17 protein-coding genes are annotated in these 15,890 nt (G+C 54.1%); 5 read left to right on the forward strand and 12 right to left on the reverse strand.

The features are described from left to right. Positions 1 to 70: 70 nt before the first annotated feature. The 5 genes from livF to KKH3_RS19355 all read right to left on the reverse strand — a co-directional run bounded on the left by livF (position 71) and on the right by KKH3_RS19355 (position 5,002). Complete coding sequence (livF, locus tag KKH3_RS19335) at positions 71 to 772, reverse strand: high-affinity branched-chain amino acid ABC transporter ATP-binding protein LivF (RefSeq protein ID WP_039363470.1); 702 nt, start codon at positions 770 to 772, stop codon at positions 71 to 73. A gap of 5 nt (positions 773 to 777) precedes the next feature. Next, on the reverse strand, positions 778 to 1,548 hold the full coding sequence (livG, locus tag KKH3_RS19340; RefSeq protein ID WP_039363472.1) for a high-affinity branched-chain amino acid ABC transporter ATP-binding protein LivG: 771 nt from the start codon (positions 1,546 to 1,548) through the stop codon (positions 778 to 780). After that, a complete protein-coding gene (locus tag KKH3_RS19345) occupies positions 1,545 to 2,819 on the reverse strand; it encodes a high-affinity branched-chain amino acid ABC transporter permease LivM (RefSeq protein ID WP_010306537.1) in 1,275 nt (424 codons plus the stop codon). Before KKH3_RS19345 ends, livG begins: the two co-directional genes overlap by 4 nt. Continuing rightward, complete coding sequence (livH, locus tag KKH3_RS19350; protein ID WP_010306541.1) at positions 2,816 to 3,742, reverse strand: high-affinity branched-chain amino acid ABC transporter permease LivH; 927 nt, start codon at positions 3,740 to 3,742, stop codon at positions 2,816 to 2,818. The genes KKH3_RS19345 and livH overlap by 4 nt, the downstream gene beginning before the upstream one ends. Positions 3,743 to 3,889: 147 nt before the next feature. Continuing rightward, complete coding sequence (locus KKH3_RS19355; RefSeq protein WP_039363475.1) at positions 3,890 to 5,002, reverse strand: branched-chain amino acid ABC transporter substrate-binding protein; 1,113 nt, start codon at positions 5,000 to 5,002, stop codon at positions 3,890 to 3,892. A 404-nt stretch (positions 5,003 to 5,406) separates the two neighbouring features. On the opposite strand from KKH3_RS19355, the gene panM reads away from it, so the two are divergent. Further along, positions 5,407 to 5,853 carry an aspartate 1-decarboxylase autocleavage activator PanM gene (gene panM, locus KKH3_RS19360; RefSeq protein WP_039363476.1) on the forward strand — a complete coding sequence of 149 codons (447 nt, stop codon included), beginning with the start codon at positions 5,407 to 5,409 and terminating at the stop codon, positions 5,851 to 5,853. 64 nt (positions 5,854 to 5,917) lie between these two features. Here the strand turns inward: panM and rpoH are convergent, their stop codons facing one another. The 4 genes from rpoH to ftsY form a co-directional block, all read right to left on the reverse strand. Beyond that, positions 5,918 to 6,775 (reverse strand): RNA polymerase sigma factor RpoH, encoded by an 858-nt coding sequence (gene rpoH / locus KKH3_RS19365; RefSeq protein WP_010306553.1) that lies wholly within the window; start codon positions 6,773 to 6,775, stop codon positions 5,918 to 5,920. Between the two features lie 321 nt (positions 6,776 to 7,096). Next, positions 7,097 to 8,065: a permease-like cell division protein FtsX gene (gene ftsX, locus KKH3_RS19370; RefSeq protein WP_039363478.1), complete on the reverse strand. Its 969-nt coding sequence runs from the start codon at positions 8,063 to 8,065 to the stop codon at positions 7,097 to 7,099. Beyond that, positions 8,055 to 8,726 carry a cell division ATP-binding protein FtsE gene (gene ftsE / locus KKH3_RS19375; protein ID WP_012772843.1) on the reverse strand — a complete coding sequence of 224 codons (672 nt, stop codon included), beginning with the start codon at positions 8,724 to 8,726 and terminating at the stop codon, positions 8,055 to 8,057. Before ftsE ends, ftsX begins: the two co-directional genes overlap by 11 nt. A 5-nt stretch (positions 8,727 to 8,731) precedes the next feature. Beyond that, a complete protein-coding gene (gene ftsY, locus KKH3_RS19380) occupies positions 8,732 to 10,213 on the reverse strand; it encodes a signal recognition particle-docking protein FtsY (protein ID WP_039363481.1) in 1,482 nt (493 codons plus the stop codon). 349 nt (positions 10,214 to 10,562) lie between these two features. Here ftsY and rsmD point away from each other — a divergent pair, with 349 nt between their 5' ends. Together rsmD and KKH3_RS19390 are read left to right on the forward strand one after the other, a co-directional pair. Then, positions 10,563 to 11,138, forward strand: a complete 576-nt coding sequence (gene rsmD / locus KKH3_RS19385; protein WP_039363484.1) for a 16S rRNA (guanine(966)-N(2))-methyltransferase — start codon at positions 10,563 to 10,565, stop codon at positions 11,136 to 11,138. Positions 11,139 to 11,167: 29 nt separating this feature from the next. Next, complete coding sequence (locus tag KKH3_RS19390) at positions 11,168 to 11,443, forward strand: DUF1145 family protein (protein WP_167371732.1); 276 nt, start codon at positions 11,168 to 11,170, stop codon at positions 11,441 to 11,443. Positions 11,444 to 11,446: 3 nt separating this feature from the next. Here the strand turns inward: KKH3_RS19390 and KKH3_RS19395 are convergent, their stop codons facing one another. Next, a complete protein-coding gene (locus KKH3_RS19395) occupies positions 11,447 to 11,806 on the reverse strand; it encodes a DUF2500 domain-containing protein (protein ID WP_039363488.1) in 360 nt (119 codons plus the stop codon). Then, the gene (locus tag KKH3_RS19400; protein ID WP_010306578.1) at positions 11,806 to 12,126 is read right to left on the reverse strand and encodes a DUF1820 family protein; all 321 of its coding nucleotides are present in this window, start codon (positions 12,124 to 12,126) and stop codon (positions 11,806 to 11,808) included. Before KKH3_RS19400 ends, KKH3_RS19395 begins: the two co-directional genes overlap by 1 nt. Positions 12,127 to 12,319: 193 nt before the next feature. On the opposite strand from KKH3_RS19400, the gene KKH3_RS19405 reads away from it, so the two are divergent. Together KKH3_RS19405 and KKH3_RS19410 are read left to right on the forward strand one after the other, a co-directional pair. Next, positions 12,320 to 12,949 (forward strand): lysoplasmalogenase, encoded by a 630-nt coding sequence (locus KKH3_RS19405; protein ID WP_039363491.1) that lies wholly within the window; start codon positions 12,320 to 12,322, stop codon positions 12,947 to 12,949. Positions 12,950 to 13,040: 91 nt separating this feature from the next. Beyond that, positions 13,041 to 15,398: a zinc/cadmium/mercury/lead-transporting ATPase gene (locus KKH3_RS19410; RefSeq protein ID WP_039363493.1), complete on the forward strand. Its 2,358-nt coding sequence runs from the start codon at positions 13,041 to 13,043 to the stop codon at positions 15,396 to 15,398. A gap of 59 nt (positions 15,399 to 15,457) precedes the next feature. Here the strand turns inward: KKH3_RS19410 and tusA are convergent, their stop codons facing one another. Further along, positions 15,458 to 15,703: a sulfurtransferase TusA gene (gene tusA / locus KKH3_RS19415; protein ID WP_039363495.1), complete on the reverse strand. Its 246-nt coding sequence runs from the start codon at positions 15,701 to 15,703 to the stop codon at positions 15,458 to 15,460. Positions 15,704 to 15,890: the final 187 nt, after the last annotated feature.

Below are 15,890 nucleotides of genomic sequence, written 5' to 3' on the forward strand. Positions count from 1 at the left end.
GATTCTCCCGTCATTCATCAAGCTACGCTTTCCACAACTCGAATGACTTCGGGTAGATCGACTCTACTAATTATCCGCCCAGATAGGCCGAACGTACCGCTTCATTAGCTAACAATGCTGCTCCGGTATCTTCCAACACGACATGGCCGTTTTCAAGTACATAACCCCGGTCTGCCAGTTTCAACGCCTGATTGGCGTTTTGCTCTACCAGGAAGATGGTCATGCCCTCTTCACGCAGTTGCTGGATCGTGTCGAAGATTTGCAGGATGATGATCGGTGCCAGACCCAGTGACGGCTCGTCCAGCAGCAGTAAACGCGGCTGACTCATCAGCGCACGGCCAATCGCCAGCATCTGCTGCTCACCGCCGGACATCGTGCCAGAACGCTGGGCGCGTCGCTCATACAGACGCGGAAACAGATCGTAGACGCGTGCAATGCGTTCCTGATACTGATCGCGTTCGGCAAAAAAACCACCCATCGCCAGATTTTCTTCTACCGTCATGCGGGAAAAGACGCGACGCCCTTCCGGCACAATCGCGATAGCCTCACGCATAATCTGCGCAGTCTGCCAGTTCGTGATGTCTTTGCCGTCAAACGTGATAGTGCCTTCCGTCGCGCGCGGATCGCCGCACAGTGTGCCCAGCAGCGTGGTTTTACCGGCACCGTTCGCGCCGATCAGCGTAACAATCTCGCCCTGATTAATATGCAGGCTCACCTGATGCAGCGCCTGAATTTTTCCGTAGTGGGTCGAAACCTGATGTAATGACAGCATAAACGTTATCCTTCACCCAGATAGGCACGAATGACATCTGGGTTGTTACGAATTTCAGCTGGGGTGCCTTGTGCCAGCGGCGTTCCCTGATTGACGACATAAATCCGGTCGGAAATTCCCATCACCAGTTTCATATCATGTTCAATCAACAAAATGGACACCTGATGGCTATCGCGCAGTTCCGCAATCAGCTGATTTAACTCGTCAGTTTCTTTCGGGTTCAGACCGGCCGCAGGCTCATCCAGCATCAGCAATTCAGGCCGCGTCACCATGCAGCGGGCGATCTCCAGACGGCGCTGCTGCCCGTAAGCCAGATTCCCCGCCTGACGGTTCGCTAAATCCAACAGACCGATACGTTCCAGCCACACCGCGGCGCGCTCCTGTGCATCCGCTTCCGCCCGACGAAAGCCCGGCGTTTTCAACAGCCCGGCAAACACGCCGCTTTTCAGGTGCTGATGCTGCGCTACCAGCAGGTTCTCCACCACTGTCATTTCACGGAACAGGCGAACGTGCTGGAATGTACGCACCACGCCCATGCGGGCAATGGCCTGTCCAGGCAACCCTTCCAGATGACGATCGCGCAGCATGATGGTGCCGCCGCTCGGGCGATAAAAACCGGTCAGGCAGTTAAAGACCGTGGTTTTCCCCGCCCCGTTCGGGCCGATCAGCGAGACGATTTCGCCCGCATGAATGTCCATTTCAACATTGTTGACCGCCAGCAGGCCGCCAAAACGCATCATCAGACCTCTGACTGATAATAGTGGCTGCGTGCTCATGCTTGCTCTTCCTTCTTCGCGACTTTCAACTTCATCTCAGGACGCTTCATCGGCAGCAGGCCTTGCGGACGCCAAATCATCATCAGAACCATCAACGCACCCAGCAACAGCATGCTGTATTCATTCAGATCGCGCATCAGTTCACGAGACACCACCAGCAAGATTGCAGCAAGAATGACAGCAAACTGCGAGCCCATGCCACCCAGCACAACGATAGCCAGCACAAAGGCAGATTCAGCAAACGTGAACGATTCCGGGCTGACGAAGCCCTGACGCGCGGCAAACAGCGTACCGGCAAAACCCGCGAACGCGGCGCTGATGGTAAACGCGGTCAGCTTGATGCGCGTTGGGCTCAGCCCCAGAGAACGGCAGGCGATTTCATCATCGCGCAGCGCTTCCCAGGCACGTCCTAACGGCATACGCAGCAGACGGTTAATCACAAACAGGGTTAACACCACCAACAACAGCGCGACCAGATATAGGAAGATGACGCGATCGCTGGGGTCATATTGCAGACCGAAGAAGTTATGGAACGTATCCCAACCGCCATCGCGCGCACTACGGCCAAATTCCAGACCAAAGAAGGTCGGTTTAGGGATCTGACTGATGCCGTTCGGGCCACCGGTAATTTCGGTATTATTCAGCAGCAGGATACGGACAATTTCGCCGAACCCGAGCGTCACAATCGCCAGATAGTCGCCGCGCAAACGCAGCACTGGGAACCCCAGCAGGAAGCCGGACAACGCCGCCACCATACCTGCCAACGGTAAACTTTCCCAAAAACCCAAGCCGTAATAGTGATTCAGCAGCGCATAAGTGTACGCGCCAATGGCGTAAAACCCGCCGTAGCCCAATACCAGCAGACCGGACAGACCAACCACCACGTTCAAACCCAGACCCAGCATCACGTAAATCAGCGTGAGCGTAGCAATATCCACCGTACCGCGCGATACCAGAAACGGCCAGGCGATAGCGGCGATAATCAATGCCGCAGCCAATACCTTCTGCCGCGGCGTACTGCCATCAAAGCTCGGCAGCACCAGTGACGGGGCGGAAAATTTCTTGATGCTTTGCTGGAAGAACGGGCGGATCAACTGGAAGAAGAACACCACGATGCAGCCCGCACCAATCCAGTACCAGCGCACTTCATCGGCACCGCGCACCACCAACTTAGTGCCATCCAGCGCCAGTTGCATGCCCATTAAGAACGAGGCCAGCACCAGCAACATGAACGCAGAAACCAACGCATTAAACAGGTTGAGCTGTTTCATACTTTCTCAACCTCCGGGCGACCCAGAATACCGGTTGGCATCACCAACAGCACCACAATCAGCAGCGCAAACGACACCGCATCTTTGTATTCCGTGCTCAGGTAAGCGGACGTCAGCGCTTCGGCTACCCCTAAAATCAGCCCACCAATCATGGCGCCAGGAATACTGCCGATTCCGCCCAGTACCGCCGCCGTAAAGGCTTTCATCCCGGCCATAAAGCCGATATAGGGGTTGATGACGCCGTAGAATTGCCCCAACAGCACGCCGGCAACGGCGGCCATGAGTGCGCCGATGACAAAGGTCAGGGAGATCACGCGATCGGTGCTGATACCTAACAGGCTAGCCATTTTCAGGTCTTCCGCGCAAGCGCGACAGGCGCGCCCCATACGGGAATAGCGAATGAACAACGTCAGCGCCAGCATAGCGAGGAACGTAACAATCCAGATGGTCAACTGCATGGTGCTAATCGTCGCGGCAAAGCCATTGCTTTCGCCCAGCACCCATTGGCCAGTCACCAGACTCGGCAGCGCAACATCACGCGAGCCCTGATTCAGGCTGACGTAGTTTTGCAGGAAAATTGACATCCCGATGGCAGAAATCAGCGCAATCAGGCGCTTTGACGTTCGAACAGGTCGGTAGGCCACCCGTTCGATACTCCAGCCGTAGGCGCTGGAAATGACCACGGCGGCAATAAAGGCGACACCTATGAGGAGCCAGCCAGCATCAATGCCCATCATCATCAGGGCCGCAATCACAATAAAGGAGACATAGCTACCGATCATATACACTTCGCCGTGCGCGAAGTTAATCATGCCGATAATGCCGTAAACCATGGTGTAGCCAATGGCGATCAGCGCATAGGTGCTGCCCAACGTCAGACCGTTGAACATCTGCTGAAAAAAGTAAAGGAACTGCTCGGACATACCTTAAACCTTAAATGCTGCCCCCGCGCCTTGCGGCAACGGGGGCTTCGGTATTGAGGGATTATTATTGGTACGGCGGAGAATGCTCGCCACGCCGAAAAGGCAGACAACGGCGAATTCATCCGTTATCCGCCTATGGCATAGTGATTATTTCACTGCGCTGGACGTACCATCTTTGTGCCACTCAAATACGCCAAATTCAAACCCTTTCAGGTCGCCTTTTGCATCCCAGCTTAATGGTCCCATTACTGTATCCACGGGGTTCGCTTTCAGATCCGCGACCAGTTTTTCCGGCTCATCGCTACCCGTACGCGTCATCGCCGTGGTCAGCGATTGTAGTGCGGCGTAGGTCGTCCAGACAAATGGACCGGTTGGATCCAGTTTCTTGGCTTTCAGTGCATCGACAATCGGTTGGTTAGCAGGAACCTGATCGTAACGCTTCGGCAGCGTCACCAGCATGCCTTCAGAGGCATCGCCTGCGATGTTGGACAGCGACGAGTTACCCACGCCTTCCGGCCCCATAAACTTGGTCGTCATACCAGCCTGACGCGATTGGCGCAGAATCTGCCCCATTTCCGGGTAGTAGCCACCGAAATACACGAAATCGACGTTCTCTTTCTTCAGACGCGCAACCAGCGTGGAGAAATCTTTATCACCCGCCGTCACACCTTCAAACAGCACAACATTCGCACCCGCTTTTTTCAGGCTATCCTGAACAGAGCGGGCCAGGCCTTCACCATATTGCTGCTTGTCATGAACCACGGCGATACGCTGCGGTTTGAGGGTTTCGACAATATATTTCGCTGAGGTTGGCCCCTGATCGGAATCCAGCCCCGTTGTGCGCAGCACCATTTTGTAGCCGCGCGTGGTTAAGTCGGCGTTGGTTGCCGCAGGCGTAATCATGATCACGCCTTCTTCTTCATAGATATCAGACGCAGGCTGCGTTGAGGAGGAACACAGATGGCCAATCACATAACGGATACCGTCATTGATGACTTTGTTCGCGACGGCAACCGCCTGCTTAGGGTCGCACGCGTCATCATATTCAACGCCAACCAACTTGTTACCGTTTACGCCGCCTTTTGCGTTAATGTCTTCAATAGCCTGACGTGCGCCAATGAATTCCATATCGCCATACTGTGCGACAGGGCCAGACATCGCGCCAACAACGGCAACCTTAATATCGGCAGCGCTGACCGCGTGACTCAACGCCGCAGCCATACAACCCATCAGCAATACTTTACCTTTACTGAATTTCATTCTTTTTACCCCATCTGTCATTATGGATATTGCCGAAAACCTGACCGCTGTCTGCCATAACCCGCTATTTCCTTATAAGTAAGAAAGGCTTAGGTTATTATTAGTAATGATTTCTAATAAGGCTTTATTTTTCATATTATTAAACAGGAATATTATGCTGCAAATCAACTCACACTGTCAGAAACAAGCGGAGCAAACAGCACAAAATGCCAGATGCAAAAACCAGCATTCAATTTATATATAGTCAGATATTCTACTTTGTGCATTAATTGTTGATGGATTACTCGAAAAACAAAGAATGATAAAAACATTTGCCCTATTAACCATAACGATCAAATTACACAACTGATCCACTACAAAACACCTACATTATTCTTCACTCATATGATGGAGTGCCGATAAAAATGAAACTCACCGTTGAATGCCTCACCCAATTCAGCCCTCAGGATAAAATTGATCTGGCAAAAATCTGGCCACATCAAAACATTGATTTATTAGAAGCAGGACTCAAACCAACTCGACGACTCTTTGCCGCCCGTTTTAACGATCGGTTACTTGGAGGAATGCTGGTCGAAATTGCAGGGGATTATGCGGAACTGAGCGATTTGATGGTGCGAGAAGTCACGCGGCGGCGGGGCGTCGGGAAACTCTTGATTGATGAAGCGAGTCGTCAGCTTCCTGAGGTCAACGAGTGGTGGCTGGCTACGGCTAATCATGCAGCGATCAAAGAGGAAGTGCTGGCGCGGTTTATGGTGTCCTGCGGCTTCTCACCAGTATCCGGCGGCTGGCGCTATATTCGCAGAAAAGAACCGCTGATCCTTGACCAAATCAATTCAGATAAGCCGGCCTGACAGCAGACAAAAACAAAACGACCGGGCATTACCCGGTCGCGACAGAAAGAGATGATAAAAGCGATTAGGCTTCTATCGCCGCTCGCAGTTTTTTCATCGCATTCTTTTCTAACTGACGCACGCGTTCTGCAGAAACGCCGTACTTATCGGCCAGCTCCTGCAAGGTGGATTTGTTGTCATCATCCAGCCAGCGCGCGCGAATGATATGCTGGCTACGTTCATCCAACCCTTCCAACGCGTAGGTGAGCTTATCGGCCGCATGCGTTTCCCAGTTATCTTCTTCAATGCCATCGGCAAAATCAGACGATTTATCCTGTAGGTAAAGCATCGGCGACATCGCCTTGCCGTCGTGAGAATCTTCTTCCGGCGTCGGATCGAACGTCATGTCCTGCGCCGCCATGCGGGATTCCATCTCGCGCACGTCTTTGCTGGTCACGCCCAGTTCACGCGCCACCAGTTCGACCTCGTCCTGATTAAACCAACCGAGGCGCGTTTTCGACTTACGCAGGTTAAAGAACAACTTACGCTGTGCTTTGGTGGTCGCGACTTTCACAATACGCCAGTTACGCAGCACGTACTCATGAATTTCGGCTTTGATCCAATGCACAGCAAAAGAAACCAGACGCACGCCAACTTCAGGGTTAAAGCGACGTACCGCCTTCATCAGGCCGATATTCCCTTCCTGAATCAGGTCCGCCTGCGGCAGGCCGTAGCCGGAATAGTTACGGGCAACGTGAATAACAAAACGCAGGTGTGACAGAATCAGGTGCTTAGCCGCATCCAGATCGCCCTGATAATGCAGCCGTTCAGCCAGCGCCCGCTCTTCCTCCGCCGTCAGCATTGGATAGGCATTGGCGGCACGAATATACCCTTCCAGACTGCCCTGGGGAACTAAGGTGAAAGTTTGCATATCTTTGGTCATTCAACCCTCTCAGTTGCTCTACTCGTCATATTGCAGTCGACTATCTTAGCACTGCTTCGCCGCCGCGTTTTGCGCGAAAATGGCAAAACGCGGCTGATTTATTTGAATCCTAAAATCTGTCTATTCAGACTGTGATTTTGCTCGCAAGTTCCTATCATTTTATTCACCTCATGCCAGAGATCAAGCTAGAGAAAAACGAGTCACTCACACACGCTACACCGAGGGGAAAACACAGCGGGAAGAACAAAAAAGAGATGTCGCTGAGGAAATTTCCCCTGCAATACGGACTGAATTACAGGGGATAATTATACCAGAAAACGCTTACTGTGGTGTAAAACGACGTAAATGTTGCACGGTTGCCAGCCAGGCCGCCAACCAGCCAATCATGCCGGCAATGAGCAACAGCAGCAGGGATTCATCCCAGCTCAATCCTTTGACGGCAAACGTGGTACCAAACACAGCGGCAACCTGTGCCACCACCGCATCCAGCTTCCAGACCAGCGCTTGCGATAAAATCAGCGACAGTACCGCGCCACCCAGCCCCATCGCCGCCCCGCCATTCAGGAACGGGCGCAGAATAAAGCCGTCCGTCGCACCAATCAGCTTCATCACGTTGATGGTTTCACGGCGGCTGAAAATACTCAGGCGCACGCTGTTGCCGATCACCAAAAAGACGGCAATCACCATCAGGACACCAATCGTCGCGGAAATTTGCCCAACCAGATTGGTCAACGCCACCAGCCGAGCAAACCAGCTATCGTCCATCCGTACTTCATCGACGCCCTGCGTCGCGGCCACACGGTCACGCAGCGTTGTTAGCGTATTGGAATCCTGAAAGCTCATTTTCGGCGTAATAATTGCCACCGCCGGCAACGGGTTCTCTTCCAACATATCCAGCGCGCCGCCAAAACCGGACCAGTTGCGGAACTCTCCCATCGCTTCATTACGCGACAGATAATTGACTTTATCGACGCCGTCTTCAGATTGAAGCTGCGTGATAACCGCCTGCGCCGCGTTGTCATCCAGCGATTTATCCAGATATACCGTCAGTTGCGGCGAAGGGTACCACTGCGTGGCAGCCTGACTGACATTCTTCCAGACCAGATAGCAGATGCTGGGCAACGCCAGCGAGATAGCAATGACCATCACGGTCAGAAATGTCGCCAGTGGCTGGCGCAGCATATCCGCCAGCGTATTGGTCCAGGCATAACGCCACTGTTCCTGCCAGCCGCCGCGCAGCGCTTTCGCTTTTGCGACAGGCTTTTTCGCATTACGGACGTTATTCGCCATCGTGGTTTCCTCCCACCATGCGGCCATCCGACAGCGTCAGCACACGGTAATTACGGCGGGCGATAAGCCCGGTATCATGCGTCGCCATCAGGACGGTGACGCCGACGCGATTGAATTCTTCAAACAGGCGCAAAATGCCTTCTGACAGCGCCTCGTCAAGGTTGCCGGTCGGTTCATCTGCCAGCAACACGGCGGGTTTGTTCACCACCGCACGCGCAATACCCACGCGCTGCTGCTCACCGCCGGACAGCTGGATAGGATAATTTTTCGCTTTATCCAGCAGGCCGACCTTGTCCAGCGCGGCGGATACCCGACGACGGATATCCTCACTACTGGCGCCCGCGATAATGAGCGGCATCGCAACGTTGTCATAGACCGTGCGCTCCATCAGCAGATGGTGATCCTGGAAGATCATGCCGATCTGGCGTCGAAGGAACGGGACTTCGCGTTTTTTCAGGCGGCTGATATTGTGGCCGCCAAACAAAATCTGACCTGCGCTGGGACGTTCAATGCCACAAATCAGCTTCAGCAGAGTACTTTTCCCTGCGCCGGAATGGCCAGTCAGGAACGCCATTTCCGCGGGGCGCAGATGGAAATCCACCCCTTGCAATGCCTGACGCCCACCGAGGTAAGCTTTACTGACCTGTTCAAAACGAATCATCCGTTTTAATCCTCTCGGGCAAAAAGTGCCTCAATAAAATCGTCGGCCTTGAATGGCCGTAAATCTTCAATACCTTCACCTACCCCAATATAGCGGATAGGAATAGCGAACTGGTCGGCAATGGCAAAAATCACCCCGCCTTTCGCGGTACCGTCCAGCTTAGTTAAGGTAATCCCCGTCAGCCCAACCGCTTCATTAAACAGTTTGGCCTGGCTCACCGCGTTCTGCCCGGTACTCGCATCCAACGTCAGCATCACTTCATGCGGCGCGTCTTCGTCCAGCTTCTTCATCACGCGCACAATCTTTTTCAGCTCTTCCATCAGGTGCGCTTTATTCTGCAAGCGCCCGGCGGTATCCGCGATCAGGACATCAACGCCACGCGCTTTCGCTGCCTGAATCGCATCGAAAATCACCGATGCTGAATCCGCACCCGTATGCTGCGCCACGACGGCCACGTTATTACGCTGTCCCCAGACCTGAAGCTGTTCGACCGCCGCCGCACGGAAGGTATCCCCCGCCGCCAGCATTACGGACTTGCCCTGTGCCTGGAACTGACGTGCCATTTTCCCGATGGTAGTGGTTTTACCCACACCATTAACGCCAACCATCAGAATGACATACGGCGTTTTGCCTTCGATATTCAGCGGAGCGTCCACCTTAGCAAGAATCTCCGCCATTTCTTCTTTCAGCTTAACAAAAAGCGTATCAGCATCTTTCAGTTGGCGGCGGCTAGCGTGCTCTGTCAGGCTGGTGATGATCTTACGGGTCGTCTCAACCCCGACATCGGCAATCAGCAGTTGTTCTTCCAGTTCATCAAACAGATCGTCATCGATTTTCTTACCGCGAAACAATCCGATAAATCCGGAACCGAGATTCTGGCGCGTTTTTACCAGACTACGCTTCAGGCGAGCAAAGAAACCTTCTTTCGTTGGGCGTTCTTGCTCTTGCGCAGCGACTGGAATTTCATCCGGCTGCTCATTTTCCTGTTCTTCTGGCACCGCGACATCCGGTTCTGCCTCGGCTACCGTCGAGCTTTCGGCGATCTCAGCCTGTGCGATCGGATCGACAACATCGTGATCGAGAGTGTCATGATCGATCGTGTCACGATCGTCTGTTTCAGAAATAATGGGGCCCGATACTGTTGGTTCAGAAACAATAGATTCAGAAGCGCTGGCTTCTGGGACGACAAGGGTTGACGCCTCTGCCGCTGCGGTAGCCTCACGCTCGGCGACCGGTTGGGTCAATGCTTCCGCTTCAACCTTTATCTGTTCTTCAACGACAGGCGTTTCCAGAACAACAGGCGCTTCCGTCAGTTCCGATTCCGGCGCGTGTTCAACGGTCTGCTGAGTCGATGTTGCAGTATCTGACTCCGCCGCTGACGGCTGTTCTTCAACGACCGGCTGCTCTTGCGGTTGCTCTTGTTGTTTTTCTTCCTGTTTCCCTAATCCCAGCCAGGAAAAAAAACCGCGCTTCTTTTCTTTTGACATGTGCGATCGCGCTCCACGCTGCTCACCGCAGCGAATCAATCAATGAAAATCATATTTAAACAACAAGTTTAACACTTTCCTGCCGACAGCAACACGCAGCCAACGGGAGCAATGGCAGACAATTCTCCACGCTGCCGACAATCTTCGTAACGAAAGGCACTGTCCGTAACGAAGTGTGTCAAACACCGCGCGTTATCGAAAGCCCGCGGACAGCACAAAGTTTTGGCTTAAGCACTTTAACGTCCATCTTAACATTCCCTCTACACGTAACCGCCGCTAGAATAGCGCCAGAAATTTCCTGCCCGCATCCATACCATGATGATGCGGCACAACAATAACCCTGTGAGCTATGGCTAAAAAAAATGCATCGTCAGCCGCCGGACAAATCCGAATCATCGGTGGTCAATGGCGCGGCAGAAAACTTCCGGTTCCTGATAGCCCCGGTTTACGTCCCACTACCGATCGCGTGCGGGAAACGCTGTTTAACTGGCTGGCTCCCGTCATTCAACAGGCTCGCTGTCTGGACTGTTTTGCTGGCAGCGGCGCGCTCGGTCTGGAAGCCTTATCTCGTTATGCTGCGCACGCCACATTATTGGAGATGGAGCGTGCAGTCGCCCAGCAATTAACGCAGAATCTGGCACTGCTTCGGGCGGAAAACGCCGAGGTGGTCAATACTGATGCCCTGAGCTGGCTGGCGAAGCCGGGTACGCCGTTTGACGTTGTGTTTCTCGATCCGCCGTTTCGTAAGGAACTGCTGAACAGCACGCTTGCCCTGATGGAACAACAAGGGTGGCTGGCACCAGACGCGTGGATTTACGTGGAAACAGAGGCGGAAAATGCGCAACTGACCATCCCGGAGAATTGGCAACTGCACCGTGAGAAAATTGCGGGCCAGGTCGCCTACCGTTTATACATCCGTCAGTGATCTTCGCAGCGACGTAAGGGTAAGAGATGATTTTGATTAACCTTGGCAGATTATTGATGCTGGGCGTGTGGGGATTTCTGTTGCTTAACCTCATTCAGCCGTTTCCCAAGCCGTTGAATATCTTCATGACCGTGGCGATGGTGTTCATGATCCTGATGCATGGTTTCCAACTGCTGCTGTTAAAATCCAGCCAGCCGAAAGACAGTCCCGCACTGAGCCGTGGACTTCAGGCACGCATTTTCCTTTTTGGCGTGTTCGAACTGCTGGCGTGGCAGAAAAAGCAGCCTAAGCCACCGAAGCCGTAACCGCTACCTCTGCTGGGGCACAAAGCGCATAAAGCGCGTGCCCTTTAGCTGCAACGACCCCTGCATACCGGTATCAAGCTGGTGATAATCCGCATATTTAAGGCGCAGCGTGATAGGCGCGCCACCAGTCATCGGCCTGAACGTGGCCTCATAAAGCATGTCCTCGACGGCCATCCCCTGATACTCACGCGCACGCCGACGACTGCGGGGAAATTCGCGTTTGTGTTTCACCTCAGCGGCCACAATACGCAGCGGAGCCGCGTCATTCTGCGCTTCCCGCTGGCGCTGGCGTCGATACTGCCGCGTCGCCAGCAGCAAAATAGCGCCAACGGCCAGAACCAAAAGCCAGGGGAAATCATTCATCAGGGTTTCTTGCCGGGAAGATAAGGGAACGCGGCAACGTTATCGCCTAAATCAGAAATGCGTGCGCTGCCTTTTTCCGTCACGGCATCAATGCGAATGATCGCCTGTAGAGGGATGAAACTGCGGCTAACACCGGAGAATTCCGTTTTCAGTTTCTCGGTTGACGGGTCAACCAACACCGTAGACTGGCTATCAAACACGAAGTCGGCAATTTCAATAAAACCGAACAGGCTGCTCTGCACCAACTCACGCACGTAAAGCTGATAATTCTTACCGTTATTTATAAATTGAATACGATAAAGTGCGGATTCATTACTCATTCAACACAATGCTCCCTTCAGAGACTTCACGGCGCCCATCTACAATAAAAACAGGCGACAACATAACATGAAGCTCACAGAAGGCGCATCCGTCTCGCCCCTATGTTGTTTAACTTCCTCACAATCCCCTACACTGAATAAAGAACCGTTTATTTTTATCCTGACACAAACAAAAACACAAAAAGGACACGCTATGCTTTGGTCATTTATTGCTGTGCTTTTTTCTGGTTGGTTGTATGTAGACGCCAGCTACCGTGGTCCAACGTGGCAGCGTTGGTTATTCAAACCGGTCACAATGCTATTGCTGCTGGCGCTGGCCTGGCAGACGCCGCTACTTGGTGTACCGGGCTATCTGATTGTGCTGGGGCTGCTGGCAACGCTGGTCGCAGACACCCTGCTGTTGCTGCCGACTCAGCGCCTGCTTTACGCATTTGGTGCCTATTTTCTCTCCCACCTGCTGTACACCATTAGCCTTTTTACTGGGCAAATGGCGCTCACGTTCTTCTGGCCGCTGGCATTAACGCTCGTTATTCTGGCTGCGATCCTGATCGCCACTATCTGGGGGCGATTGGACACACAGCGCTGGCCTGCCTGCGCATTTATCATCATGACGACGCTGATGGTCTGGATTGCTGGCGAGCGCTATTTTGCGCTGGGGACAAACGCGAATTTCTCCCTGCTGACGGGCACCGTACTACTGTTTATCGCCCATGCGGCCTGGCTGATTCACCATTACCGTTTTCCGTTCCGCGCCCACCAGGCGATTGTGGCAGCGGGCTATTTTGGCGGCCATTTCCTGATTGTTCGCTCCCTCTATTTTTAAGGTTGATGACATAACTGAAATGCTGGCGCCGTATTATGCGGCGTTGTACAGTTCTTTATGAGAATCGCTATCACTAACACAGGAGGAAGAGATGCACTCTCATCAGCATAACCACAGCGCTGAGAAATCAGCCTGCTGCAATAGCGGCGTTCATCACGCGCCGCACCGTAACACCAAAAGCTGCTGCAACGAGCACACGCCACATTCAAACCACGCCGATCACAGTTGCTGTTCAACCAAACACACGTCTGACGCCGTAGTACAGAGCGCCTGTGGCACAGAGCAGCATTCGTCGGACAGCGGCGGTAGCGCGGATTCAGATGACCCCGACGGCGGAGACAGCGACAGGCCCCGATCCGACCAGCGTTTTAGCTGGAAAATCAGCGGGATGGATTGTCCCAGCTGCGCACGTAAAATCGAAAATGCCGTAAAGAATCTCACCGGAATTGAACAGGCCAAAGTGCTGTTCGCCACCGAAAAACTGGTTGTTGATGCCAACACCGATATTCGACTTCAGGTTCAACATGCCGTTCAGCAAGCGGGCTTCACCTTGCAGGACACTGCACTCCCCCTCACACCATCCGATACGTCGACCGTACGTCGTTTCGTGCATGAATATGGTTTCTTAATACTTTTCACTTTGCTGGCTGCTGCAAGCTGGGGACTTTCCCTGCTCAGCGAGCGCGGCGGGCAGATCGCGTTTATCGCGACCACAATTGTCGGGCTGATCCCGATCCTCAAAAAAACGGCGCAGCTCATTCGCACGGGTACCCCTTTCGCGATTGAAACGCTGATGAGCGTGGCTTCCATTGGGGCGCTCTTGATTGGTGCCACCACCGAAGCCACCGTCATCCTGCTGCTGTTTATGCTGGGTGAATATCTGGAGTCTTACGCGGCAAACCGCGCACGACGAGGCGTAACGGCACTGATGGCGCTGCTTCCCGAAGATGCCACGGTCGTCAGCAATGGGCAGCGACGCCTCGTTCCTGTCGCCAGTCTGGTTCCCGGCGATGTGATTGAAGTCGCGCCCGGTGGGCGGCTCCCCGCCGATGCGGAGCTTTTGAATAGCGACGCCAGCTTTGATGAAAGCGCGCTGACCGGTGAATCGGTTCCCGTTGAGCGTACGCCGGGTGAAAAAATTGCCGCCGGCAGCCTGTGTGTCGATCGGGTCGTGCAGCTACGCGTGGTGTCGCAACCGGGCAACAGCGCGATTGACCGCATTCTGCAACTGATAGAAGAAGCGGAAGAGCGCCGTGCGCCGATAGAGCGCTTCCTCGATAAGTTCAGCCGCTACTACACGCCAGCCATCATGCTGCTGTCGCTGCTGGTGATTCTGGTGCCGCCGCTACTGCTGGCTCAACCGTGGCAAGAGTGGATTTATCGCGGCCTGACGCTGTTGTTAATCGGCTGTCCGTGTGCGCTGGTGATCTCAACGCCTGCGGCGATTACGTCCGGGCTGGCCGCTGCAACGCGCCGTGGGGCGCTGATTAAAGGCGGCGCGGCGCTGGAATCGCTGGGCAGCATCAAGACTATCGCGTTCGATAAAACAGGCACGCTGACGGAAGGCAAACCGCAGGTGACGGACGTATTGCCCGCCGAGGGCGTGAGCGCAACGGCACTGCTGACGCGCACCGCCGCCGTGGAGTCCGGTTCGCACCATCCGCTTGCCAAAGCGATCGTCCAGCATGCGCGATCCAGCAGCACGTTTCTGCCAATGGCGGAAAATCGCAAAGCGCTGGCGGGTGTCGGCGTGGAAGGCACGATTGGCGGCAAGCGGATTCAGGTCAGCGCACCGACTCGCGTCGCGCCCGGCTTGCTTGATGCCAGATGGTTGCAACGGATTGATGCGCTGGAGAACGAAGGGAAAACCGTCGTGGTGGTGCAAGAGGACGATAACCTGCTCGGCGTGCTGGCGCTGAGCGACACGCTACGCCACGATGCGCGTGAAGCGCTGGATGCTTTGCAGCAGTTAGGGATTCGTGGCGTCATGCTCACGGGCGATAATCCCCGCGCGGCAGCAGCCATTGCGGCAACATTAGGCATCGATTATCGCGCCAGCCTGCTCCCTGCCGATAAGATTACGGCAGTCAGCGAATTGAGCAAGCAGCATCCTGTCGCGATGGTGGGTGATGGCATCAACGACGCACCGGCAATGAAAGCCGCAACCATCGGGATTGCGATGGGAAGCGGTACCGATGTGGCGCTGGAAACGGCCGATGCAGCCTTAACGCACAGTCGTCTAACCGGGCTGGCTGCCATGATTAGCCTGTCGCGGGCAACGCAGCATAATATTCGTCAGAACATTGCCATCGCGCTGGGGCTGAAAGCGGTCTTTCTGGTCACCAGTATTCTGGGTATTACCGGACTGTGGCTCGCCGTGCTGGCGGATTCCGGCGCAACCGCGTTGGTCACCGCCAACGCGCTACGGCTATTGAGAAAACAGGACTAAACGAGGTCTACGGTGCGCGGCGCAACGCCGCGCACCTGCGGCTTGAAGTATGACGAGTATTATTGGCCTTTACGCAGCAGATACCGATAGGGAACTTGCTCAGTCTCTTGCGCCAGAAGCTCATGATCCATGAACACGCAAAAACCGGGAATGTCGCGGGTGGTGGCTGGATCGTCGGCAATAATCAGCAGCGTTTGCCCGGTTTCCATCTGGCGTACCGTCTTACGCACCATCATCACAGGCTCAGGGCAACGCAGCCCCTGCGCATCAAGGGTTTTATCCGGGTTGGTAAAAGGATCGGTCATCAACGTTCTCAGTGCAGGAATCAAAAAACCGCCTTAGTTTACGCTGAGGATTTCTCGACGCAAGCGACGACAACGTTTGCGCATAAAACAACCATACTTTCCTGGCAAAACACATTGCATTAGCAAAGCAATTGCGTATTATGCCGCCGCGTTGCAGCATAAATCTGCACGTTATCTCTTGGGTTCC

It is taken from the genome of Pectobacterium actinidiae (genome assembly GCF_000803315.1).
GTDB classification, from domain to species: Bacteria; Pseudomonadota; Gammaproteobacteria; order Enterobacterales; family Enterobacteriaceae; genus Pectobacterium; species Pectobacterium actinidiae.